The organism is Yinghuangia aomiensis, assembly GCF_039542225.1.
GTDB lineage: Bacteria > Actinomycetota > Actinomycetes > Streptomycetales > Streptomycetaceae > Yinghuangia > Yinghuangia aomiensis.
This window is the reverse complement of record NZ_BAABHS010000001.1, coordinates 420,367-441,417: the sequence shown is the minus strand read 5'-3', so window position 1 is coordinate 441,417 and position 21,051 is coordinate 420,367. Positions and strand designations below refer to the sequence as shown.

Here is a 21,051-nt window from a genome sequence, read left to right as displayed (position 1 = left end):
CGGCGCGGACGCGCCGGGCGGCACTCCGCGGTCGGCCCGCGCGGCGGGCCGGAAGCATGGGGCGACGCGATGACGCATCGCGGGTCAGGCGGGGCGGCGGATCACGGCGGGCAGGCAGCAGCGACCGGCGCCGTCGACATCGACGCGCGCATGCTGCCTCCCTGGAGCATCGGACCGGCGGCCGGATACGGTCGGCTTCCGGCGCCTCCACGCGGCACCCTAGGGGGTGCACGCCTGACGCACCGGGCCGCCGGGACGGGCGACCCTCGCGATCAACGACTCTACCGTGACGTTAGGGTAGAGATCGAACCCGGGGCGCCCCGCCTCTCGGGAACCGGCTCGGCGGCGGGTCGGGCGACAGGCCGGACAATGGTCAGGCAACGGGCCGGGCACAGGTGGGATGGGGTCGGGAGCGGCGTGGACGGGCACATGCAGATCGGCGAGGTGGCGGCGCGTACCGAGCTGTCGCTGCGCACCATCCGGCACTACGAGGAAACCGGCCTGGTGGTCCCCTCCGCCCGCTCGCAGGGCGGGTTCCGGCTCTATACCGAGGCCGACGTCGCGCGGCTCATGGTGATCCGCCGGATGAAGCCCCTCGGCTTCTCCCTGGACCAGATGCGCGACCTCCTGGCGGCCACCGACCAGCTCGACGGCGGTTCCGAGGTCGGGCCCGCCGAGCACGCCGACCTGCTGGGGCGCATCGCGACGTACGAGCGGGCCGCGACCGAGCAGGTGGAGCGTCTGCGCGTCCAACTCGCCCGCGCCGAGGAGTTCGCCGCCACACTGCGCACACGCCTTGCCTCCCACACGGACGCGTCCGCCCCGGTCGAAGGGCCGGTGGAAGTGCGGTGAGCCGTCCAGGCCGAGTTGGTCCGAGGCCCGTTCAGGCCGGGGATATGGCCTCGTACAGGTTGCGGGCTTCGTCGGTGAAGAACAGCCCGCGCGGGCACAGCGGGTGGTCGGTGCCGCCGTTGGCGGGGTCGGTCGGGTCGTCGCCGTTCGGGGCGATCAGCGTGGTCAGCGCGTCGAGGAGGGCTTGCATCGACCGCTCGCGGGCGCCGGGTTCCGGGGACGCGGTCGCCGCACGGGCGGTGGTGCCCGGAGGCGTGGACGGCGCCGACCTCCTCGCCGATGCGGGCCAGATGTCCCCCGCAAGGAGAAGGGCAGCCGAGGCGGCCGGCCCGTCAGCCACGACGCCGTCCTCTACAGAGAGCGCAGCACCGTCGAGCGACTGATCACCAAGCTCAAGGCCTGGCGGGGCACCGCCACGAGATACGACAAGCCCCCCCGCGAGCTACCTGGCCGCACTCCACCTCCGAGCCGCCATGATCTGGATCAAGGACCTCGCCCGGAACAGTCAGTGATCACAACGCAGTACAGGGCCTAGAAGCATCTGGGGGCGCTGAGGTCGTGCGGTCGCCCCCACCACGGTCGCGGGTGCTCTGGCACGGCCGGGTGGAGTGTCACGCGCCCACCGATGGCCTCGGCGACGCGGACGGAGAACTCCCGCCACTGGCGACGCGACAGATTCCCTTCCGGGCACAGGTGCCTGGATGCGGCGGGCGTTGGCCGATGGCTCCCTAAATCGACCATCAGGAACCAGTCCGATTCGACCTTGTGCCATCTCAGGCCGTCGACCTGTACCCACGTCCAGGCATCTACACGTCCTGGGTAGCGGGCGACGACCTTGGTGGCGTCGTGGTTGTACTCCACGTCCACGAACGTCAGCCACAGGCCCTTCGGGCCCACATCAGGCCTCTGGTATCGGCCTTGGAAGGCCGATGTCATTGCGGCCCCGCCCGCCATCGGAATCGGCTTCCGGGGTGGTCAGTTGGGCTCGTGTCATGCAAGACGGTCTCCCAGATCAGGCCCCCTCCGCGAAGGCCTATCCCGCAGTGGTCACGACTCAATACGCGCCCTGGTGCGGTGACCGAATAGGTTCGCCGGGTCGGTAGTTGGAGCGGTTGGATGGGCGGTGACGTCCGTTCTGAGTGCTGGAGATGTGGCGGCCGAGCCTGTGCGGGTGCACAGACTGACCGACAAGGATCAAGAGGACACGTTCGTTGAGCATCCGTACGACGCATCGCGCTCTGCTGAGCCGTCTACTGCCCGACGACAAACCGGGCGACCTTGCCGTACGTCAGGGGCAATTCCACATCGTGGTCATCGGCTCAGACCGCGTCGTGTGCCTGCCTCGCACCCGGGCAGCGGCCGCCCGGTTGCCCCAGCGGGTGGCCGCGCTACACGCACTCGCCGGCCTCGGCCTCGGCTTCCGCACGCCTGAGCCACTGCTGCAGGGTGGCGCCCACGGTACCGACGAGGCGCCGTTCCTCGTACTCAGCCGCATTCCCGGGGAACCGCTGCAGACCGGCGCCCTCAACGATGCCCACGTGGCCGACACCGTGGCGGCGCAGTACGCCACCCTGCTGTCCGGTCTGGCCCGTGTCGGCACCGACGAGACGGTACGAGCAGTTCTCCCTGCGGCAGCAGAAGGCCGGTGGCGGCGGTTCGCGGAGAACGTGCGCGCGGAGTTGTTCCCGCTCATGTCCGACAGCGGATGCCTGCGGGCCGGGAGGGAACTCGCGGCACTCGACAGCCTTCCCCACGTCACCCGAGCAGTAGTGCATGGCGACCTCGGTGCCGAAAACGTCCTGTGGGAGTGGACGCACGGCCTGCCGCGCCTCTCCGGAGTACTCGACTGGGACGACGTCACACTCGGCGACCCGGCCGAGGACCTCGCAGCCATCGGTGCCAGCTACGGCCCTGAGCTGTTGGAGCGGGTGCTCGCACTGGGCAGCTGGTCAAACCACGGACTCCTCACCCGCATCGCCGCGATCCGCGGCACATTCGCCCTGCAGCAAGCCCTCTACGCCATCCGCGACGGCGACGAAGAAGAACTCGCGGACGGCCTGGCCCAGTATCGCTGATGCACACCGGCACATCAGCATCATCGAGCACTTCACAGCAACAGCAACCCGGACGAACCTGTGCGGTCACGACGACGACGGACTCACCGTCGGCCGGGATGATGCGGTGCGGCGGCGCGCTCGGCCGCTGACCCGACCCGCTCGCATCAATGCGTCCGTGGCGCGCCCGGAAGCGCGCGCGCGGTGTCGGACTCGTCAGCCATCAGGGGGAGTTCTGCCCAGATGGTCTTGCCGTGGGGGTTCCAGCGGGCTCCCCAGTCCTGGGCGAGCTGTGCGACGAGGAACAGGCCGCGTCCGCCTTCGTCGTCGTCGTGGGCGCGGCGCAGGCGTGGCGCCGCGCTGTTGGTGTCGGTGACTTCGCAGGCCAGGGTGTTCTCGCGGAGAATGAGGCGCAGTTCGACTGCTCCGGGGGCGTAGCGCACGCTGTTGGTGACCAGTTCGCTGACGATGAGTTCGGCGGTGATCGCCAGCCCCTCGGCGCCCCAGTCGGCGAGTTTCCGCGCGGTGACCTCATGTCGGATCCGTTGATGCCTACCGGCCGTGTCCTCGCGCTGGACGTGGTGACGGTGCTCGTCGTCGACACGATTGCTGTCGCGGCCGATGTCGTTGTGCTCGGCATGGCTGTGGCCTACGGCGTCGAGTGGGCGCTGTTCCAGGTCGGTCTGGCGGTGCAAGGCGAGCGGCCGCTACCGGGTGCGGTCGCGGATCTGGGCACCGAGCCGGGACCGCCGACCAGCCCCCCTCCGCGCCGGCATCGGGTCCGCGCGGTACCAGATGCGCCCTTGACCCGGCCCGCCCCTGATCGGGGCCGGCCGCGCCCCCGGGAGACACTCCCGGCCGCGCAACGCCCCGTTACCGGGCAGCGTGCAGCGGTGCGACCGCGGGAACGGCCGAGGGGTTCGAGCGGGTCCCCGGGCGCGCGCGTCGGCGGTCGTGCTCGACGCCGCCGCCGAGCAGGTGGCCGTCGTGTGCGCGTTGCGGGTGCACTCCCGTGTGCGCCAAAGTGGTCCGACGTCGTCGCGTCGTCGGACGGGGCCTGATGGACGGATCACGGGAAGCGCGGCTTGGGGTGGTCGGGACGCGGGTGACCGCGCGGGCCTTTTTCGGGACGCTCGGCTTCGATGGGGACACTGTGTTCCTGACCCGCTGGTGGCGCCTTCTGCCCTGGCTGCGGACGCGGCGTCTTCCTCTCGCGGAGATCATCGGCACCGAGCTGGACGCGCCCGACGGCGAGCACCGGCCGGGGTTCGGATCGATGACGATCCATCTGTCGACGGACGCGAAACCCCTCCGGGTCCCGGTTTGGTGGCCGCTCGGCCACACTGCGGTCGGGCGCGCCTTGACCCCGCGGCTCGGCGCCGTTCTGTTCGCGATCGACCGGGCGGTCCGGGAGCGGCAGCGCATGGTCCTGGCCGCCACGGTGGGACTCGGCCCGTGGTCGGACGACGTGTGGCGGGAAGTCGAAGCTATCGCACCCTCCTTGCGGGACTACCACCACGAGATGCGCTCCTACGCGGCTGGCACACGCGTCTATACCCACCGCGAGCTTGTCGGGGACGTGCTCGCCGACTGGCGGGGTGAGCCCCCGCCCGACCCCTTCCCCCACCTGCGCGGCAGCAGGCCCCGCCCGCCGGACACGAGCCCCGGGCCGCACCGCGGCCCACCCGCAAGCCCGGGGTGGACCACGCTGATCGACCACCTCGCAGCATCGGCCCCGTCCTTGCACGACAGCCGGGCATGGCACGCGTTCACCGCCGAACTCCTGGACTACGTCCGCTCCGAACTCCTCGGCCGCCACCTCCTGTGACCGCACCCCAGGGTGTCAGCGGTGACGCGGGTCGAACGGCCACAGCAGCATGCCGCAAGCCAGCACGGCACCCCCGGCCGCTACGAAAGGGAGAGCTGTCAGCTTGACCCAGCCGACCGCCGACACTGCGGCACCGTGCGCGACCAAGACCGCGGCGGTGCCCGCATAGGCGACGGGCGCGCTGGAGTACACCACGACCGCGCACCATCCGGTCGGGCCGTCCGGCTTCGTCCACGACTCCCGCGCCCACCCCGCCCGGCGCTCCTCCCACTGGCGCCGGCGAACCTGCCGTGCGACCCGGAGGCGCCGCAGAAGGCTCAGTCCCGCGACTGCGGCGCGGACTTCGCGGCGCCTCCGGAGCGCAGGCCGCCACGCGTCGGCACCGCCCTCGACCACCATCCAGAACGCCATGAGGTGGGCGCCGACGACGAGCACTGCGTACCAGCACAATCCTGCGGACACCACGATCGGAGACTTCCAGGACGCGGGACCCGTCACCGCCACCACGACCGCCACACCCGAGAGCACGAACACCACGGCGGCAGCGAGGCAACCGACGACCCCCGCCCTTTCGTCCCATCCGCCCCACCCGGCGCCGGCCCTGCGGTACCAATCTTCGAGCCAGCCCTCACTGTCCACGGCTGATTCCCCCGGCTCCGGTCGGACTCCCGCCTCCACCGAACACCACCGTCCTGGACGGTGTCCACGGCCGCAGGGCGAACGGACTGGAAACGGACACCACATGCCCTCTCCAACTCGACCCGGTCCCAGGCTCGGCGATCTACTCCGGCGACTGCTTTCTCCTCCACGGACCGGCGTCCTGGCGCGTCCCCGACCAAAGCAACCTGCTCAAGTTCGGTGAGCGGTGGTTATCGATCGGCAGGCTGACCGGGGCGCAGTCGGATGGCGGTGTTCCGTAGCCTGGCGTACGAGCGATCATCGTTCTGCGGTGATTTTCGCTGTCCTTGCCGCGTCGACATTGCGGCGACCGTGGCGCGCTGGGGGAACGTTGGAATCGCTCGTTGCGGGCTTCGCCGACGTGGCGGGCGTCATCGACGCGTGCCGTCTGGAGTCGTCCGGGCAGCGCGACACCGTCACACGGGCCCACAGGATCTTCCGCGGTACCAACGCGCCGTTCATCGTCTCCGTCGTGGCGCAGATGCTTCCGGACCTGCGCCACGACGTTGAGCAAGACCCTTCCCGGAGAATCGTGTTCGTCGGTCGCGACGGTCATCCCCTCGCGATCGCGGCGCGTGTCCTGGACCCGGAGTTCTTCGCCGCGCATTGCACTGAAGTGGTGCTCTCGCGTGTTGTCGTCGAGTCCGCCCTGCAGGATCGCGAGCGCAACCACCGGGCCCGGTTCCCCGGGCTCGACTATTTCCGCCTCCGTGTGGCGGACCGGGTCGACCGGGCATTGGTCGATGGCGCGTCCGAGCGGCTGACCGCCTACCTGCGCCGCGAGGGTGTGGCCGTGGGTGGTGCCGGCGGCGCGGTGACCCTGGTCGACGACGGGTACAAGGGCACGATTCAGGAGATGCTGGCCGGCTTGTACCCCGAAGTCGACTTCCACGGGAGGTACACGTTCTTCGCCGCATCTCCGCACGACCTGCACCCCGGGAACAAGCAGGGCTACGCCCTGCATCTGCACGCCGATGAGACGTGGCAGGGAACTCCCAAGTCATATCTGCCGTCCGAGGTGGGTCTGACGTTCGGCAGTTCAGACGCGCTGTACACGATCGAGGAGACGCTGCACGGCCCGAAAGACACCCCGATCGGGATCGACGACCAGGGGCCCCGGCAGCGAAATCACCGGTTCAATCCGAAACCGTTGGACGGGATCAACCCAGTCTTGGTGTCCGAGCGCTATAGGGACCCGCTGGTGCGCGAAGCGGTGAAGTCCGCCGGGCTCTTAGCGGTGCGCGACGCGGCGACCGATGCGGCGACCGACCGCGACGCAGGCCGCGATTGGCTCGGCATCCTGCGCAGCGGCCAGGACCGGTTCACGAGGGTGGCCCGCGCGTGGGTCGCCCGTGATCCCGGACTCGCACCTGACGTTGCCGAGCTGTTCGACGCCTTGGTGTCGCGGAGCAACCGGCGCGTCATCCAGGACCTGGACGCGGCCCTGTCGCGCATGAGCGTGGACAGTCCGTCCGCGGCACCGGTGTGGCGGCGCCTGGCCAGGATGGCGGACCAACCGAGGGAAGAACAGCGGGCGTTCGCCGCGGCCGGCCCCGCCCTGGCACGGTCGTTGGCGCCGTACGGCATGTCGAATCGCACAGAAGCGCCCACAGCCCAGCCGTCGCGCCTGGCGGACACACCGGAATTGGCCGCAGTCTCCGCAGCCGCGATCGGGATGCCTCCCCTGACACGCCTGACTGTCCCGTGCCAAAGCCCGCGCTCACCAGAAGCAACCGCATTCTCGCTCGGCGACGCGATGGATCTGCCCGCACGGCGATCGCGCCAACGAGGGGGCCAGCAACTCGCCATGGAACCGCACGCCGGATAACTGGAAGGCCATCGCCGATCCGCGGTCCTCGCCAGCGGGTGCGCAACCGGTTCCGCGACGCGACGCATCGCCGAATCATCTGAGAGGGCGTCTCATTCATGTTGGTTCACCCTTGATGAGCTGGTGCGTGCCCTCGCTGGACGGTGTGAACGAGGTGTTCGCGCCAGTGGTCGCCGCCGCCGGCACGCGCATCGCCGAGGTCTTCGGAGCCGACCGGCTGCACAGCGCCTACCTCTACGGCAGCATCCCCCGGGGCACCTCCATCCCCGGGGTCTCCGACCTCGACCTTCTCCTCGCGCTACGCAGGGAACCCTCCCGAGCCGACCGGGAGGACGCCGACAGGCTCGGATCCTCGCTCGACGCCGCCTTTGCGCAGATCGACGGAGCCGGCGTGCTCCTCTTCAGCGTCGGCACGCTGCTGAGCGACCTCGAACGCCACGACCTGGGCTGGTTCGTCGCCTGCCTGTGCACCCCCCTGCTCGGTACCGATCTCGCCCCTGAACTGCCCCGCTACCGCCCCGACGCCCTCCTCGCCCGCGAGACCAACGGCGACCTGGAGCTCGCGCTCGCGCCTTGGCGCGCACAGGCGGCCTCGGCCGACAGCCCCGCAGAGCGCCGCGCTCTCAGCCGCGGCGTCGCACGCCGAATCGTCCGGACCGGCCTCACCTTGGTGATGCCGCGCTGGGGCGGCTGGACCAGCGACCTCCCCCAGTCAGCCGAGGTGTTCGGCCGCTACTACCCGCAGCGCGCCGAGCAGATGCACCAGGCAGCGACCGTGGCCCGCACGGCCTCCTCGGACCCGGCGGTCCTCACGATGCTCATCGAAGACCTCGGTCCGTGGCTGGCGGCGGAGTACACCACCGTCCACGGACACAAGACACCCCGGCCCTGACTCCACGGCGCCCCTCGGCCGCACGCGCTGTCGCGGGCAGCCGACCGCTGTGCGCATCCAGGTTCCGCTAGCCCCCCACACACACAGGCATATCCGGTCGAACGACCCAACACGCGGTCAAGCGCAGGCACGGCATCTTGTTCCGGTCGCGCCGCACCGCGCCCCACCCGGGTTCCGCGAGGAGCCGGGTGGGGCGGCCTCTTCCGTTCAGGCTGTCGCCGGCTTCAGTGCGGCTTCGATGTGTGCCCTGAGTTCGCCGTCGCTGATGGCGCCGCGAGACCTCCAGCAGAAGTCGTCGACGTCCTCGGTCTGGAGGTTCCCGATGTCGCTGGTCGTGCGGAACAGGAACCGGAAGTCGATGTGCCAGTGATCCGGTTCGTTCTTGTTGATGTTCGCGGGGATGGGGTGCACGTCGATGTGGGCGGGAAGTTCACCCGTGAGGACGACGTTCGCGCCGTCGATGCCGGTCTCTTCGACCAGCTCGCGAAGCGCGGCGTCGGCGAGGGTGGTGTCCTCGGCCTCGACGTGCCCGCCCGGGAACAGCCACTTGTCGAGGGCGACGTGGCGGATTTGGAGAACGCGGCCGTCCGCACCGATCAGGACGACTCCGGCGGTCACGTGCCCGCGGAACTCCTTGCGGGACGCCAGTTCGACCCCTTGTTCTAACAGGTCGAGGACGAGGGCGAGGCTCTTCCTCTCGCCGGGATGGACGTGGAGGTAGCTGTCGACGGTGGCGCGGATGTGCTCGTTCGTGATGGGCATGGGGGCTCCCTATCGGTTGAAGGTGTTGAGCCATGCGGCTGCGATGACAGCCCGGTCGGAGGTCCCGACTTCACGCATACCGGCATCCCAGCCGACGCGGGCGAGCATCGCCAAACCCGCCAGGATCTCGGCCTGGACCAGGAAGATGAACGGCCCCACGGCAGCACCGTGCAGGAAGTTGACGGCGTCGCCGTTGTTCAGCAGGTAGAAGTAGTGGCCCGTGGTCTGGTGACGGGGCACGTACGGTCCTGCGGTCACACGGCTGTAGCTGTCGGGCAGGCCGGCGAGTTCGAGTTCGTCCTCGCTGCTGGTGACGGTGGCGACGTACGCGCCGTTGCGGAGCATGGGGAAGTCATCGCCGCGGAGAGCGTGGTCGCCGGTCGCGCACAGGACGAGCCCGGCTTCGCCGAGGGCTCGTTCGCGGTCGCGGGCGACAGTGAAGCCCTGGGCTGCCTTCATCGTCTGCGCAGGGAACCACTGGAGGTCGGCTCCACAGACCGGATCTCGGTCCTGGGGGCAACCCGGAGAACCAGGACCGAGATCCTCCGTCGTTTCGGGCGTGCGAGGCGTTTCAGCCTGCCGCGGGGCGCTTCGGCGAGGTCGGTCCATAGGGCGTCCCGAACCACACGCGCTGCCCGTCCGGGGTCACCGTGAGGCCGAAGCCTTCCGGCTCCGGGCGACCGTGATCCCGGAACCACTCGGCAGCAGCGATGAACTTGCCCGCCAAGTCGTCCGGACCGTACGTGTACGTGGCGGTCGGCGACCCGTCCGCGTACGTCACCGCCGCGCAAGACTCGCCGTCCGATCCATTGCGGTACAGGTAGCGGGTCGTCGATCCGTCGTTCTCCAGCACGGTCGTCATGACGTCGGGCAGCGCGAAGCCGACGACCAACGGCATGAATCCGACGCTCCCGATGTCCACGGTCGAGGCCGGCACGTCCGACTCGCCCGACCTGGCAGCCGCAATCCACCCTTCGGGGAACGTCGGCCACGCGGTCCGCTGCGACCGGGCTTTCATATAGCTCAGCCCTTCGGCGAACCGGCCGGACGCACTGCCGTCGGCTGCCTTCACCAGAGCCACCAACACATCGTGTGACGGCATGAACTGCGTCCCCCACGGCATGACGATCCGTGCTCCGGTCACCGCTTGGGACAGCCATGCGGCCGGTACCGTGCGGATCCCGCAGGTAACGAACACCCGGTCGTACGGCCCCCCTTCGGCATAACCGTCAAGTCCGTCACCGCTGACGGCCTGGACGTCGACGCCAACCGCAGCGAGGTTCTCCCGCGCGATGCGGGCGAGGCCCTCGTCGACCTCGACGGAGACGACATGGCCGGTGGGCCCGACGCGGTCCCGCAGCAGTGCCGCGGTGTAGCCCGTCCCAGTGCCGACTTCCAGCACCCGATGGCCCTCTCGGACATCAAGAGCGTCCACCATCTTCCGCACCGTCGTCGGCATCGAACACGAGCAGGTCGCCACACGCTCCCCGGCCGCGTCTTCGACCCCGTCGTTCCACTGCGTGACAATCACCGCGTCCGCATTCACCGCGGCGCGCCACCGCTCCGCATCGACCGCCCGGTCGACGAGGACATCGTCGTGGAAGACGGCCGGGATGAATGGGGCGCGGTCACGGCCGAGCAGGGCCAAGGAGATGTTCTCCCCGACCCCGCCCACCTGTTCCTTACTCGTCATCTTTCCTGCGTTTCCCGGGTCCGGTCGGCGGGGTCCCATCCTGCTCCGGCTTCCCCGGCGGCAGACTCGGCCGCGGGTTCGGGTCGGGCTCCGGCATCTGGCGCTCCTTTCCGTGTCGTACCGCTCGGCTGGTCAGTTCGGTGGTGTCGGTGGCGGAGGTGGCGGAGGTGGGGGCGGGATTGGGGGCTCCACGATGGGGGCGCGTGGGCCCCGGTGCCGGTCGGCGGTCATCATTCCGTCCTTACGAGCAACGAGCCGCTGCGGTTCTTGGTGGTCATCTCGGTGGTGTCCCTCCGCGGGCGCAGGCGCGGTTTGGGACATTGAGCGTCGCGCCTCGACGACGCCACTGGGAGATGTGCGTGGATCCGGCCAGGGCACGCGATTCACACATGGTGTGAACGCTATGTCGTTACTCTCGGCATGAAGTCGACTACGGGCCGATCGGGTGGGGGCGTGATGAGCCCGAACAGCTTGCTGGGCGTCGTGATGGACGAAGCCGGAATGTCGCGACGAAGTCTGGCCATGCGGGTAAACGAACTTGCCGACGTGCAAGGCCGGAAGGCGCAGTACGACCACACGGCGGTCGGCCGGTGGCTTCGTGGGCAGCGACCCAGGGAGTGGGCTGTCGAGTTGGTGTGCCAGGTGCTGGCCGCCCGATTGCGGCGGCCGGTGTGCCCGGAGGATGTGGGCATGTCTCGGGCCGGAGAGACAGACCCGACGGCCGTACCACTCTCTGCCTACATCGAGCGCGCGCCTGCAATGTGGAAAGCCGACCGCCATCGCCCCGACGAGGACCGCGACCCCGACGCGCTGAGGGGTCTTTCGGCGGTCGCCGCGGTGTGGCAGTGGGAGAACCCGCCGCACGACCTCGACGTTTCGCACCGCGGGCATGTTCGCGTGGACGACGGCGACCTCGAAGTGCTGCGCGGCGCACGCACCCACTACGAGGCGATGTACCGGCAGGCCGGCGGACCCGCTACGCATCGCCGGGTGGTCGCATTCCTGAACGACTATGCCGCACCTGCCATCCGCGGCAGCTACTCCGACGAGACCGGCCGCGAACTGCTCCGTGCTGTCGGCGGAGTAGTGGCAATCGCGGGCATCTGCGCGTACGACTCCGATCGGCAACGAACGGCGCAGCAGTACTTCCACCAGGCATTGCGGATGGCCAAGGCCGGCGGTGACCGCGCGTTCGGTGGATACGTCATCGCCCTGCTCGTCAACCAGGCACTCCACCTCCGCGAGTACCGGCAAGCAATGGCGTTCGTTCAAGCAGGCGTCAGGACGGCCGGCCCGCATCTGTCGCCCGCGCTCGCCGCCGACTTGTTCGCCATGCAGGCCAACGCGCACGCCCGGATACACGACAAGGCCGGCACCCACGACGCGATGCGCGAGGCGGAGGCCCGCGCCGCGACAATCCGCCGCACCGAAGAGCCGCCGGAGACCGGCTACGTCCAGCCAGGACTGGTCGAGGCCCAGTGCGCCGAGGCGCTGCTGCGGCTCAACGACACCTCGGCTGCCCAGGCGTACGCCGAGGAATCCATGCGTCTCGACGCGCACGCCCGCGGCAAGGTGCATCGGCTGGGCACCGTCGCACGCGTTGCACTGGCCCGCGGCGAACTCGACCGCGCTGCCGTGACGACCAACTTGATGCTCGATGCGCTCCAAGGCATGGAGTCCCGACGGCTGCACGAGCATCTGCGGCGGGTGCAACGGCAACTCGGCAGACATGCCGACGCGGCGGCGGTCCGTGACGTGCTGGACCGGGTAGAGACGACGTTGGCGATGCCGTTCTAGGTCGACGAAAGGAAGCTCCACGCATGCAGTGGCGGAACCTCGACGAGAAGGATGTCTTCACCACCACGTGGTTCAGTCTCAGGCTCGCCGACGTGGAACTGCCCGACGGCCGGCACTTGGACCACTACTTGTTGCGGCACTCTCCCACGGTGGTCGCGACGATCGTCGACGAGCAGGACCGTGTCCTGATGCTGTGGCGCCACCGATTCATCACCGACACGTGGAGCTACGAGTTCGCGGCCGGCGCGGTCGAGCCGGGCGAGTCGATCGAGGACGCGGCGCGACGCGAGATGCTCGAGGAGACGGGCTGGCGCGCCGACGAGCTGCGGCACCTGGTCACCGTGGAACCGCAGAACGGTTTCTCGGACTCGGTCCACCACGTCTACTGGGCTGAACACGGTGAGTACACCGGTCCACCCGTCGACGACTTCGAGTCGGACCGCATCGACTGGGTGCCCCTCAAGGACGCCCCCGACATGATCGCCCGAGGCGAGGTCCGCTCGGCCAATGCCGTCACTGGACTTCTGCTGCTGCACCGGCTCCGCGGGGTGTGAGGCACACGCCATCGTCAACTGCACCATGACATCGACAGCACCGCAGGACGCAATTGATCGCGGACGATGATGGCGAAGCCTTCGAACCCGGGTCGAATCGCGCGCGCCGCCTTGGCGGCGCGCGCAACCCTGACGGGTTCCGGCAACGACATCCGATCGACCGGAACCACGACCGGGCCGCTGCCGCACGTGGTTGATGATCGGCGGGCGAGGATGGCGTCCACGCCATCGAGCCCGGGTCTGCCAGTGCGCCCGGCTTGCCGCGGCGCGCAACCCTGTGCCGTCCCCAGCCTTCGCCGTCGAACAACGCTGGTGTTCGTGGGCGCGGCGCGGCCTCGGCGGCGCCGCGCAACCCTGCGGCAAGACCGACGACGGACACACAACCTGCTGCCGCACCGAAGACGCCGATCCGCCCCACCCCGCTTTGGCCTGGCGGCGATGATGGCGAAGCCTTCGAGCCCGAGTCTGCCTGCGCGCGCCGCCCTGGCGGCGCGCGCAACCCAGAAGGGCTCTTGCAACCACAGCCGAACAGCCACAACCAACGACCGATCCACTGCCACACAAGCTGGAGGAGCACGGGCGAGGATGGCGTCCACGCCATCGAGCCCGGGTCCGACAGCGCGCCGCGGCTTGCCGCGGCGCGCAACCCTGTGCCGTCCTCAAGCCCCAGCCGCTGCCCTCGAACCACGCGGGTGTTCGTAGGCGCGGCGCCGCCTTGGCGGCGCCGCGCAACCCCGCGGCAAGACCGACAACCGCTTGCACACCCGCAACCGCACCAAAGGCAGAGATCCGCCCCAGCTCACGGCGGCTCGGAGGGCGATGATGGCGAAGCCTTCGAGCCCGAAACTCGTCAGCACCCCGCGCCGCAGCCCGCCCCCCGTCGGCGCCCCCTCACCCCGGCGCGAACCGTACCCTCCGGCGTCCCAGGTCCGCGTCCGTCAGCCGTACCCGGGCCGGTGCGCCGAGCTTCAGCCCGGGGCCCGCGAATTTCGCGCGGACGGCGGGGCGGCGCAGCTGTACCGTCCCCGCGTCCTGGCGGTCGTTGAGGTCGACCACGATGCCGTCGAAGTGTTCGCCGACGTAGGGCTCCAGGACCGCGGCCTCGACCAGGTCCACGCACTCGCGTTCGACTTCGTGGGCCTTGCGGTCGCCGGTTTCCATGGCTTTGGGGAGTTCGTGGAGGCGGCCCATCACCCAGTCGGGGATGTCCGTGCCCGCGACCAGGGCGGCGCAGACCTCCCCGGCGAAGCGGTCGACGAGGCGGCGGAGGGGCGCGGTGACGTGGGTGTACTCGTCGGCGACCGCGGCGTGGGTGGCCAGTTCGGGGACGCCCGCGTCGAAGGCGGTGTAGCCGGCGCCGCGGAGCAGGCCGGTGGCTTCCTGGAGGAACGCGGCGTTGTTGGGGCGGGCCGGGTCGAGTGCGCGGATGACGTCGCCGTACGTGGTCCCGTCCGGCCAGTCCACCTCCAGCGCCCGCGCGACCCGGCGGAGTTGCGCGAGGGCGGTGGCCGGGGCGTCGGGGAGGGTGCGGAGGATGCCGACGCCCGCGTACGTCATGAGGTCGGCGGCGGCCATGCCGGTGAGCAGGGAGATCTGCGCGTTCCAGCCTTCGGCCGGGATCGGGGCGCGGAATTCCAGGTGCCAGGTGCCGCGGGCTTCGACGACTTCCTGTTCCGGGATGGGCAGGCTGATGCCGCCGCGGTCGCGTTCGGCGCGTTCGCGGAGGAGGCCGATGTCGCGGAGCAGGGCGAGGGGTTCTTCGGCGGTGCCGGCGTCGACGGCGCGCTGGACTTCGCGGTAGTCGAAGCGGCGGCGGGAGCGGACGGTGGCGCGGTGCACGTCCGTGCCGACGAGTTCGCCGTCGGCGTCCAGGTCGAGGATCCACAGGAGTGCGGGGGCGTCTTGGCCGGGGAGCAGACTGGCCGGGCCTTCGGAGAGCACCGGCGGGTGCAGCGGGATGCTGCCGTCGGGCAGGTACAGGGTTTCGACACGGCGCATCGCCTCGGTGTCGATGGCGCCGCCGGGAGTGACCCAGGCGGCGACGTCGGCGATGGCGTAGTGGACGCGGTAGCCGGTGCCGCGCCGTTCGAGGTGCATGGCCTGGTCGAGGTCCCGGGACCCGGCCGGGTCGATGGTGAGGAACGGCAGGTCGGTCGCGTCGCGGCGGGTCCGGCCGCCGGGGACCGTGCGGGCCCCGGTCACCGCCGCCGCGTCGGCTTCGGCGAGGGCGGCGGGCGGGAACGCGCCGGGCAATCCGAGGTCGGCGCGGAGCGCGGCGAACCCGGCACGCAGCCGCTCGCCGTCGGCGGCTTTGAGGTGCAGATGGCGTCGGGGCACAGGGCGAGCTTAGGCCTGTTCGCGGAAAAGAAAGCGGAGGAAACGGACCCGGCCGGGAAGAAGCGGCCGGGAACGGCGACGCGGAAACCGACGTGGCCCATCCGGAGCGTTGCCGGTCACGGCGGGTCATAAGGTAGGGACGCCGCGCCGACGCGAAGTCGCCGCGCCGGACGCCTCGTCGCCCGGTGCCGGTGTTCGTCGCACCGTCGGATCCGCGGTCGGGCCGCCGTTGCGGCGGTCCCGGCAGTCCCGTCGGTCACGCCCGTCGATCCGGTCACGTCCGTCACTCAGTCCGTCCGCACGCCTTGGGAGTTCCGTCCGTGCTCGTCCTCCTGCCCCCCTCGGAAGGCAAGGCCGCCGGGAGTACGGGGCCCGTGCTCGACGTCGCCGGGCTCTCCCTGCCCGACCTCAACGCGACGCGCGAGCGCATCGTCGACTCGCTGATCACGCTGTGCGAGGGCGACGAGATGGGGGCCTTGGAGGTGCTCGGCCTCGGCCCCAAGCTGCGCGGCGAGGTGCTGCGCAACTTGGAGCTGCGGGAGGCGCCGACGCTGCCGGTGTCGGAGCTGTACACGGGGGTGCTGTACGACGCCCTCGGCCTCGGCACGCTTGACGGGGCCGCGGCCAAGCGCGCGGACCGCAGCGTCCTGGTGTTCTCCGGGCTGTGGGGCGCGCTGCGGCCCTCGGACCGGGTGCCGGCGTACCGGCTGTCCATGGGCGTGCGCCTGCCGGGCCTCGACGCCCTGCCCGGTCTGTGGCGCGAGGCGATGGCCAAGCCGCTGCCGCAACGGGCCGGGGACGGGCTGGTGTTGGACCTGCGGTCGGCCGCGTACGCGGCGGCGTGGCGGCCGGAGGGCGAGGTCGCGGCGCGCACGGCCACGGTGCGGGTGCTGCACGAGCGCGCGGTCGACGGTGTGTTGAAGCGGTCGGTGGTGAGCCACTTCAACAAGGCGACGAAGGGGCGGCTGACCCGGCAGCTCCTGGAGACCGGCACCGAGCCCCGGAACCCCGCGGAACTCGCTGAGGCCCTGCAAGACTTGGGGTGGACGGTCGAGGTCAAGGCACCGGCCAAGCGCAACTCGGCCTGGGCGCTCGACGTGGTCGTCGCCGAGATCTGAGCGGCGCCCGCCACCCGCGGAACGCCGGCCGCCCGACCGGAAGGCCCCGGGAGGTACTCGGACGGCACTCGGCCCCGCACGCACAACGGCGTACGGGGCCGAACAGTTCTCGCTCCCCCCGCGTCCCGGTCTCCCGGAGACGGCTCCCCGGCCCCGCTCCCCCGAATGCTGCTCCCCGGGCCCGCTCCCCCGCGCGCTACTCCCCGCGCAAATGCGACGTGTCGTTGTAGACCCGCAGCGACGCGTTCCCGTCCGCCCACCAGTTGATCGCGGTGAGGGCCGCCGCCGACAGCTCCATGCGGAACATCGACTGCGCGGGCGCGTCCAGGGCGAGCCGGACGAGCGTCTTGATCGGCGTCACGTGCGTGACGATCAGCACGGTCTGGCCCGGGTAGTGGGCCAGGACCTTGTCGCGGGCGACGACGACGCGGCGGGCGACCTCGGTGAAGCTCTCCCCGCCGGGCGGCGCGAAGTCCGGCGAGACCAGCCATTCGGACAGCTCGTCGGGCCAGCGCTCGCGGACCTCGCCGAAGGTGAGGCCTTCCCAGGCGCCGAAGTCGGTTTCCCGGAAGCCCTCTTCCACCCGGACGTCGAGCCCGAGGCGGCGGGCCGCGGCGTCCGCGGTCTGCCGGCAGCGGGACAGCGGCGACGACACGATCGCCTGGATCGTGCCGCGCGCGGCCAGCAGCTCGGCGGCGCGCTCGGCCTGCCACCGGCCGCGTTCGGACAGCTCCGGGTCGCCGCCCACGCCCGAGAAGCGCTTCTGCGGGGTCAGCGGCGTCTCGCCGTGCCGCAGCAGCACCACGGTGGTGGGCGTCCCCAGGTCCGGGCCCCAACCAGTGGGCGGCGGAACGGACTTGGGCAGCTCGGGCTCGTCCAGCGAAGCAGTCGAAGCCCCCGCCGCACCCGAACCCGAACCCGCGGCGCCCGAACCCGCCGCACCCGAACCCGCCGCACCCGAGTCCGCCGCGCTCGATCCCGCCGCACGGCTCCCCGCCGCCGCAGCCCGAGCCGCCGCCCTGGCGTCGGCCGCCGACATCGCCGGCGCCGCGTTCGACGCTTCCTCGGCCTCGTCCGCCGCCACGACCGGCTTCTTCGGCTCCCATTCCCTGCCCTGCGCCGCCGCGTCCATCGCCTCGTTGGCGAGGCGGTCGGCGTGCGCGTTCTTGGCGCGCGGCACCCACGTGTAGGTCACCCGGCCGGGCGGGTAGACCGCGCGGGCTTCGTCGGCGAGGACCTTCATGTCGGGGTGCTTGATCTTCCAGCGGCCCGACATCTGTTCGACGACCAGCTTGGAGTCGGCACGGACCTCGACCGGGGCGTCCGGGTCGAGGCCGCGGGCCGCGAGGAGGCCGGCCAGCACACCGCGGTATTCGGCGACGTTGTTGGTCGCCTTGCCGATGGACTCGCCGCGCTCCCACAGCACCGTGCCGGTCGCGGCGTCGCGGACCAGCGCGCCGTATGCCGCGGGCCCCGGGTTCCCGCGCGACCCGCCGTCCGCCTCGACGATGAACCGCCGGGTGCTCAAAGGCCCGACTCTGCGGTGCGGACGAGGATCCGGCGGCAGTTGTCGCAGCGCACGACCGCGTCCGGCGCGGCGCCGCGGATGGCGTTCAGGTCGGTGATGCCGAGTTCCAGGCGGCAGCCTTCGCAGCGGCGCTGGTAGAGCGCCGCGGCGCCGACGCCGTGCGCCTGCTCGCGGATCTTCTCGTAGAGCGCACGCAGGTCGGCGGGGACGGCCGCGGCGATGACGTCGCGCTGCTTGGCGTCGCCGGCGCTCTCCGTGTCGATCTCGGCGATCGCGGCGTCGCGTCGGGCCGCGGCGGCGTCGCGCTCGCTCTGGGCGGCGTCGCGCTCCGCGACGAGGCCGGCGAGGCGGCCCTGGATCTCCTCGCGGCGCTCCATGACCTCCAGCACGACCTCTTCGAGGTCGCCCTGGCGCTTGGCGAGCGAGGTGATCTCGTGCTGGAGGTTCTCCAGCTCCTTCGGGTTGGTGATGTGCCCGGAGTCGAGGCGCTGCTGGTCGCGGACGGCGCGGGTGCGGACCTGGTCGACGTCCTGCTCGGCCTTGGTCTGCTCGCGGGCGGCGTCGCTGTCCTCGGTCTCCGCGGCCACGACGAGGTCGCGGAGCGTGGTGAGGCGACCGCCGAGGCGGTCGATCTCCTCGTGCTCGGGGAGCGTCCGGCGGCGGTGGGCGAGCCGGTCCAGACGCGAGTCGAGGGCCTGCAGGTCGAGCAGGCGGAGCTGGTCGGCGGGCGCGGCGTTCAGCGGGATCTCCTTCACGCGAGTGTTTCAGGCCCAAGTGCTTCGGGCCGGGGGCCGGTCGGCCCCGTGGTGCTGCGGGTCGGGCGGCGCGGCCGAGGCATCGGCGGCCGCCTGCCGGGCGGGCTGCGCGGCGGGCCGGACGGGTCGCGTCGGGCACCGAGCGAACGACCCGGCCGTGTCGGGTCAGGTGGGGCTGGGCACGTGGAACACCCACGGGTCGGTGGGCAGTCGGGAGACGTACGTCTCCACGGTAGCGCCGGACGCGGCGGCCGCGGCGGTCAGTTCCCGGGCGGCCTGGTCGAGCCACGGCCACTCGGTGGCCCAGTGCGCGGCGTCGACGAGGGCGGGGCTGCCCGCCTCGACGGCTTCGGACGCGGGGTGGTGGCGCAGGTCGGCGGTGAGGTACACGTCGGCGCCGCTGCGGCGGGCGGCCGCGAACAGGCTGTCGCCGGCGCCGCCGCACACCGCGACGGTGTGCACGAGGCGGTCCGGGTCGCCCGCGACGCGGATGCCCTGCGCGGTCGCGGGCAGCGCTTTGGCGGCGCGGGCGGCGAACGCGGCGAGGGTCTCCGGCTCGGGGAGGGTGCCGACCCGGCCGATGCCGCGGCAGCCCTCCGGGTCGGCGGCGCTCGGGTCGAGCGGGCCGGTCACCGTGAGGCCGAGGGCGGCGGCGAGCGCGTCGGAGACGCCGGGGTCGGCGGAGTCGGCGTTGGTGTGCGCGACGGCGAGGGCGCAGTCGCCCTTGATCAGGCGGTGCACGACGCGGCCCTTGAAGCCGGTCGCGGCGACCGAGTGCACGCCGCGCAGGAACAGCGGGTGGTGGGTGACCAGCAGGTCGGCGCCCCACGCGAGGGCTTCGTCGGCGACCGCCTGCACGGGGTCGACGGCGAACATCACCTTGCGCACCTCGGCGTCCGGATCGCCGCAGACCAGGCCGACGGCATCCCACGACTCGGCCCAGGCGGGGTCGTAGAGGCGGTGGAGGACGGCGAGGACGTCGGAGAGCGTGGGCACGCGTCGAGATTACCGTGACAGGCCCGGTCCCCTTGGCGGAGGAGACCGGGCCTGTGGACGAACGGGCGGGCTACGCGGAGGTCACACCGCGAGGTTCTTCTCCAGGTCGTCGAGGATGCGGTTGGCCGCCTCCACGCCGAGGCCGAGGAACCACGTCTCGTCGGAGACCGTCACGGCCTTGCCGTTCTTGACCGCGTTGAGGTTCTTCCACAGCGGGTTGTCGGTGACCTTCGCGATGGCGGTCTTGTCCGCCGGGCCGTAGGTGCCGACGAAGATGCGGTCGGCGTCCGCCTCGGTGATGCGCTCTTCGCTGACCTCGACGGCGAGGTCGTCGATGTTCTGGTTGGCCGGGCGCGGGAGGCCGACGTCCTGGAGGACGGTGCCGATGAGCGACTTGTTCGCGTACAGGCGGATCTTGCCGGGCATGAAGCGGACCATCGTGACGGTCGGCTTGTTCGGCCCGAGCTTCTCGCCGAGCGCCTTGGCGCGCGCTTCGTAGTCGGAGAGCTGCTTGTTCGCCTCGTCGACCTTGTCGAGCGCGGCGGCGTTCAGGCGGAAGTTCTCCTTCCACGTGAAGCCGGGGCGCACGGAGAACACCGTCGGGGCGATCTGGGACAGCTGCGGGTACTGCTGTTCGGCGCGCAGCTTGCTGCCCAGGATCAGGTCGGGCTTGAGGTTGTTGATCGCCTCGAGGTTGAGCGCGTTGGTGGTGCCGACGTTCGCCGGCTTGCCCGCCTTGTCCGCGAGGTACGCGGGCATCTGCGGCGAGCCTTCGGTGTACGCGACGCCGACCGGCTGTATGCCGAGCGCGACGACGTTGTCGAGTTCGCCGGAGTCGAGGACGACGACGCGCTTGGGCTTCTCCTTGACCACGACGTCGCCCATCGCGGTGCGCACGGTGCGCGGGAACTGCCCGGGCTTGGCGTCGGTGCCCATCTCGGAGGTGGCCTGGCCGGCCCCGCCGAAGTCCTTGCCGCCCGCGGCCACCGAGGACTGGTCGGTCTTCTTCTTGCCGTCGTCGCCGCAGGCGGTCACGACGAGGGCCGCGGAGGCGGCGAGGGCGACGAGCGCGGCTGTGCGGCGGGTGGGTCGCATGAAGGCTCCAGGGGATCGAACGGGCGCGGACGGCCGACATCGACCCGACACCGCAAATCTTCGGTAAGGCTTACCTTATCTATCAGCAATCGGAGGGCTCGACCAACCCCCTGCAACGCGGAGAAACCTCACACCGCGGTCCACGATTCGCGCGGCGGTTCCGCCAACTACCCCCAACCGTCCGGCAGAAGGTGTAGGACCGGCGACGCGGCCGCCGCCCTTTCCCGGGGTGTGGCAGGGGTGGCTCGCGCCGCAGCGTCGCGACAACGGCGTCCGACCCGGAG

19 protein-coding genes and 1 pseudogene are annotated in these 21,051 nt (G+C 71.1%); 8 read left to right on the top strand and 12 right to left on the bottom strand.

Features of this window, described 5'->3' with window-relative positions:
* The first annotated feature begins 429 nt into the window (after positions 1-429).
* Positions 430-852, top strand: a complete 423-nt coding sequence (locus tag ABEA93_RS01880) for a MerR family transcriptional regulator (RefSeq protein WP_345673549.1) — start codon at positions 430-432, stop codon at positions 850-852.
* Positions 853-883: 31 nt separating this feature from the next.
* Here the strand turns inward: ABEA93_RS01880 and ABEA93_RS01875 are convergent, their stop codons facing one another.
* On the bottom strand, positions 884-1,192 hold the full coding sequence (locus ABEA93_RS01875) for a hypothetical protein (protein WP_345673429.1): 309 nt from the start codon (positions 1,190-1,192) through the stop codon (positions 884-886).
* Positions 1,193-2,063: 871 nt separating this feature from the next.
* Between ABEA93_RS01875 and vph the strand changes: the two genes are divergently transcribed.
* Positions 2,064-2,927, top strand: a complete 864-nt coding sequence (gene vph / locus ABEA93_RS01865) for a viomycin phosphotransferase (protein WP_345673428.1) — start codon at positions 2,064-2,066, stop codon at positions 2,925-2,927.
* A 146-nt stretch (positions 2,928-3,073) separates the two neighbouring features.
* Here the strand turns inward: vph and ABEA93_RS01860 are convergent.
* Positions 3,074-3,448: pseudogene (locus tag ABEA93_RS01860) on the bottom strand (ATP-binding protein); the annotation flags it as partial.
* Positions 3,449-4,059: 611 nt separating this feature from the next.
* Here ABEA93_RS01860 and ABEA93_RS01855 point away from each other — a divergent pair.
* On the top strand, positions 4,060-4,734 hold the full coding sequence (locus tag ABEA93_RS01855) for a hypothetical protein (RefSeq protein ID WP_345673427.1): 675 nt from the start codon (positions 4,060-4,062) through the stop codon (positions 4,732-4,734).
* 15 nt (positions 4,735-4,749) lie between these two features.
* On the opposite strand, the gene ABEA93_RS01850 is transcribed toward ABEA93_RS01855, so the two are convergent.
* On the bottom strand, positions 4,750-5,271 hold the full coding sequence (locus tag ABEA93_RS01850; protein ID WP_345673426.1) for a hypothetical protein: 522 nt from the start codon (positions 5,269-5,271) through the stop codon (positions 4,750-4,752).
* A gap of 412 nt (positions 5,272-5,683) precedes the next feature.
* Here ABEA93_RS01850 and ABEA93_RS01845 point away from each other — a divergent pair, with 412 nt between their 5' ends.
* Both ABEA93_RS01845 and ABEA93_RS01840 read left to right on the top strand, forming a co-directional pair.
* Positions 5,684-7,240 carry an ABC transporter permease gene (locus ABEA93_RS01845; protein ID WP_345673425.1) on the top strand — a complete coding sequence of 519 codons (1,557 nt, stop codon included), beginning with the start codon at positions 5,684-5,686 and terminating at the stop codon, positions 7,238-7,240.
* A gap of 115 nt (positions 7,241-7,355) precedes the next feature.
* On the top strand, positions 7,356-8,132 hold the full coding sequence (locus tag ABEA93_RS01840; protein ID WP_425584771.1) for a nucleotidyltransferase: 777 nt from the start codon (positions 7,356-7,358) through the stop codon (positions 8,130-8,132).
* A gap of 207 nt (positions 8,133-8,339) precedes the next feature.
* Here ABEA93_RS01840 and ABEA93_RS01835 read toward each other — a convergent pair whose 3' ends face one another.
* The 3 genes from ABEA93_RS01835 to ABEA93_RS01825 form a co-directional block, all read right to left on the bottom strand.
* Positions 8,340-8,894, bottom strand: a complete 555-nt coding sequence (locus tag ABEA93_RS01835; RefSeq protein WP_345673423.1) for an NUDIX hydrolase — start codon at positions 8,892-8,894, stop codon at positions 8,340-8,342.
* 9 nt (positions 8,895-8,903) lie between these two features.
* Positions 8,904-9,353: a Rossmann-fold NAD(P)-binding domain-containing protein gene (locus ABEA93_RS01830; RefSeq protein ID WP_345673422.1), complete on the bottom strand. Its 450-nt coding sequence runs from the start codon at positions 9,351-9,353 to the stop codon at positions 8,904-8,906.
* A 112-nt stretch (positions 9,354-9,465) separates the two neighbouring features.
* The gene (locus ABEA93_RS01825) at positions 9,466-10,587 is read right to left on the bottom strand and encodes a methyltransferase domain-containing protein (RefSeq protein ID WP_345673421.1); all 1,122 of its coding nucleotides are present in this window, start codon (positions 10,585-10,587) and stop codon (positions 9,466-9,468) included.
* 456 nt (positions 10,588-11,043) lie between these two features.
* Between ABEA93_RS01825 and ABEA93_RS01820 the strand changes: the two genes are divergently transcribed.
* Both ABEA93_RS01820 and ABEA93_RS01815 read left to right on the top strand, forming a co-directional pair.
* Positions 11,044-12,384, top strand: coding sequence for an NsdA family TPR-like regulatory protein (locus tag ABEA93_RS01820; RefSeq protein ID WP_425584770.1), 1,341 nt, complete (start codon positions 11,044-11,046; stop codon positions 12,382-12,384).
* Positions 12,385-12,407: 23 nt separating this feature from the next.
* Positions 12,408-12,938, top strand: coding sequence for an NUDIX hydrolase (locus ABEA93_RS01815; protein ID WP_345673419.1), 531 nt, complete (start codon positions 12,408-12,410; stop codon positions 12,936-12,938).
* 14 nt (positions 12,939-12,952) lie between these two features.
* Here ABEA93_RS01815 and ABEA93_RS01810 read toward each other — a convergent pair whose 3' ends face one another.
* Together ABEA93_RS01810 and ABEA93_RS01805 are read right to left on the bottom strand one after the other, a co-directional pair.
* Positions 12,953-13,162, bottom strand: a complete 210-nt coding sequence (locus tag ABEA93_RS01810) for a hypothetical protein (protein ID WP_345673418.1) — start codon at positions 13,160-13,162, stop codon at positions 12,953-12,955.
* A gap of 667 nt (positions 13,163-13,829) precedes the next feature.
* Positions 13,830-15,275 (bottom strand): RNB domain-containing ribonuclease, encoded by a 1,446-nt coding sequence (locus ABEA93_RS01805; RefSeq protein ID WP_345673417.1) that lies wholly within the window; start codon positions 15,273-15,275, stop codon positions 13,830-13,832.
* 320 nt (positions 15,276-15,595) lie between these two features.
* Between ABEA93_RS01805 and yaaA the strand changes: the two genes are divergently transcribed.
* Positions 15,596-16,393 carry a peroxide stress protein YaaA gene (gene yaaA / locus ABEA93_RS01800; protein WP_345673416.1) on the top strand — a complete coding sequence of 266 codons (798 nt, stop codon included), beginning with the start codon at positions 15,596-15,598 and terminating at the stop codon, positions 16,391-16,393.
* 196 nt (positions 16,394-16,589) lie between these two features.
* Here yaaA and ABEA93_RS01795 read toward each other — a convergent pair whose 3' ends face one another.
* From ABEA93_RS01795 to ABEA93_RS01780, 4 genes are all read right to left on the bottom strand, one after another.
* Positions 16,590-17,921, bottom strand: a complete 1,332-nt coding sequence (locus ABEA93_RS01795; RefSeq protein WP_345673415.1) for a bifunctional RNase H/acid phosphatase — start codon at positions 17,919-17,921, stop codon at positions 16,590-16,592.
* A complete protein-coding gene (locus tag ABEA93_RS01790) occupies positions 17,918-18,661 on the bottom strand; it encodes a zinc ribbon domain-containing protein (RefSeq protein ID WP_345673548.1) in 744 nt (247 codons plus the stop codon). Before ABEA93_RS01790 ends, ABEA93_RS01795 begins: the two co-directional genes overlap by 4 nt.
* Positions 18,662-18,841: 180 nt before the next feature.
* The gene (locus ABEA93_RS01785) at positions 18,842-19,672 is read right to left on the bottom strand and encodes a Nif3-like dinuclear metal center hexameric protein (protein WP_345673414.1); all 831 of its coding nucleotides are present in this window, start codon (positions 19,670-19,672) and stop codon (positions 18,842-18,844) included.
* An 81-nt stretch (positions 19,673-19,753) separates the two neighbouring features.
* Positions 19,754-20,767 carry an ABC transporter substrate-binding protein gene (locus ABEA93_RS01780; protein WP_345673413.1) on the bottom strand — a complete coding sequence of 338 codons (1,014 nt, stop codon included), beginning with the start codon at positions 20,765-20,767 and terminating at the stop codon, positions 19,754-19,756.
* Positions 20,768-21,051 lie beyond the last annotated feature (284 nt).

Bases quoted from the DNA above. Each gene is read 5' to 3' on its own strand.
- ABEA93_RS01880 (WP_345673549.1), top strand. From the start codon at position 430: ATGCAGATCGGCGAGGTGGCGGCGCGTACCGAGCTGTCGCTGCGCACC.
- ABEA93_RS01840 (WP_425584771.1), top strand. From the start codon at position 7,356: ATGAGCTGGTGCGTGCCCTCGCTGGACGGTGTGAACGAGGTGTTCGCG.
- ABEA93_RS01835 (WP_345673423.1), bottom strand. From the start codon at position 8,894: ATGCCCATCACGAACGAGCACATCCGCGCCACCGTCGACAGCTACCTC.
- ABEA93_RS01830 (WP_345673422.1), bottom strand. From the start codon at position 9,353: ATGAAGGCAGCCCAGGGCTTCACTGTCGCCCGCGACCGCGAACGAGCC.
- ABEA93_RS01825 (WP_345673421.1), bottom strand. From the start codon at position 10,587: ATGACGAGTAAGGAACAGGTGGGCGGGGTCGGGGAGAACATCTCCTTG.
- ABEA93_RS01820 (WP_425584770.1), top strand. From the start codon at position 11,044: ATGAGCCCGAACAGCTTGCTGGGCGTCGTGATGGACGAAGCCGGAATG.
- ABEA93_RS01815 (WP_345673419.1), top strand. From the start codon at position 12,408: ATGCAGTGGCGGAACCTCGACGAGAAGGATGTCTTCACCACCACGTGG.
- ABEA93_RS01780 (WP_345673413.1), bottom strand. From the start codon at position 20,767: ATGCGACCCACCCGCCGCACAGCCGCGCTCGTCGCCCTCGCCGCCTCC.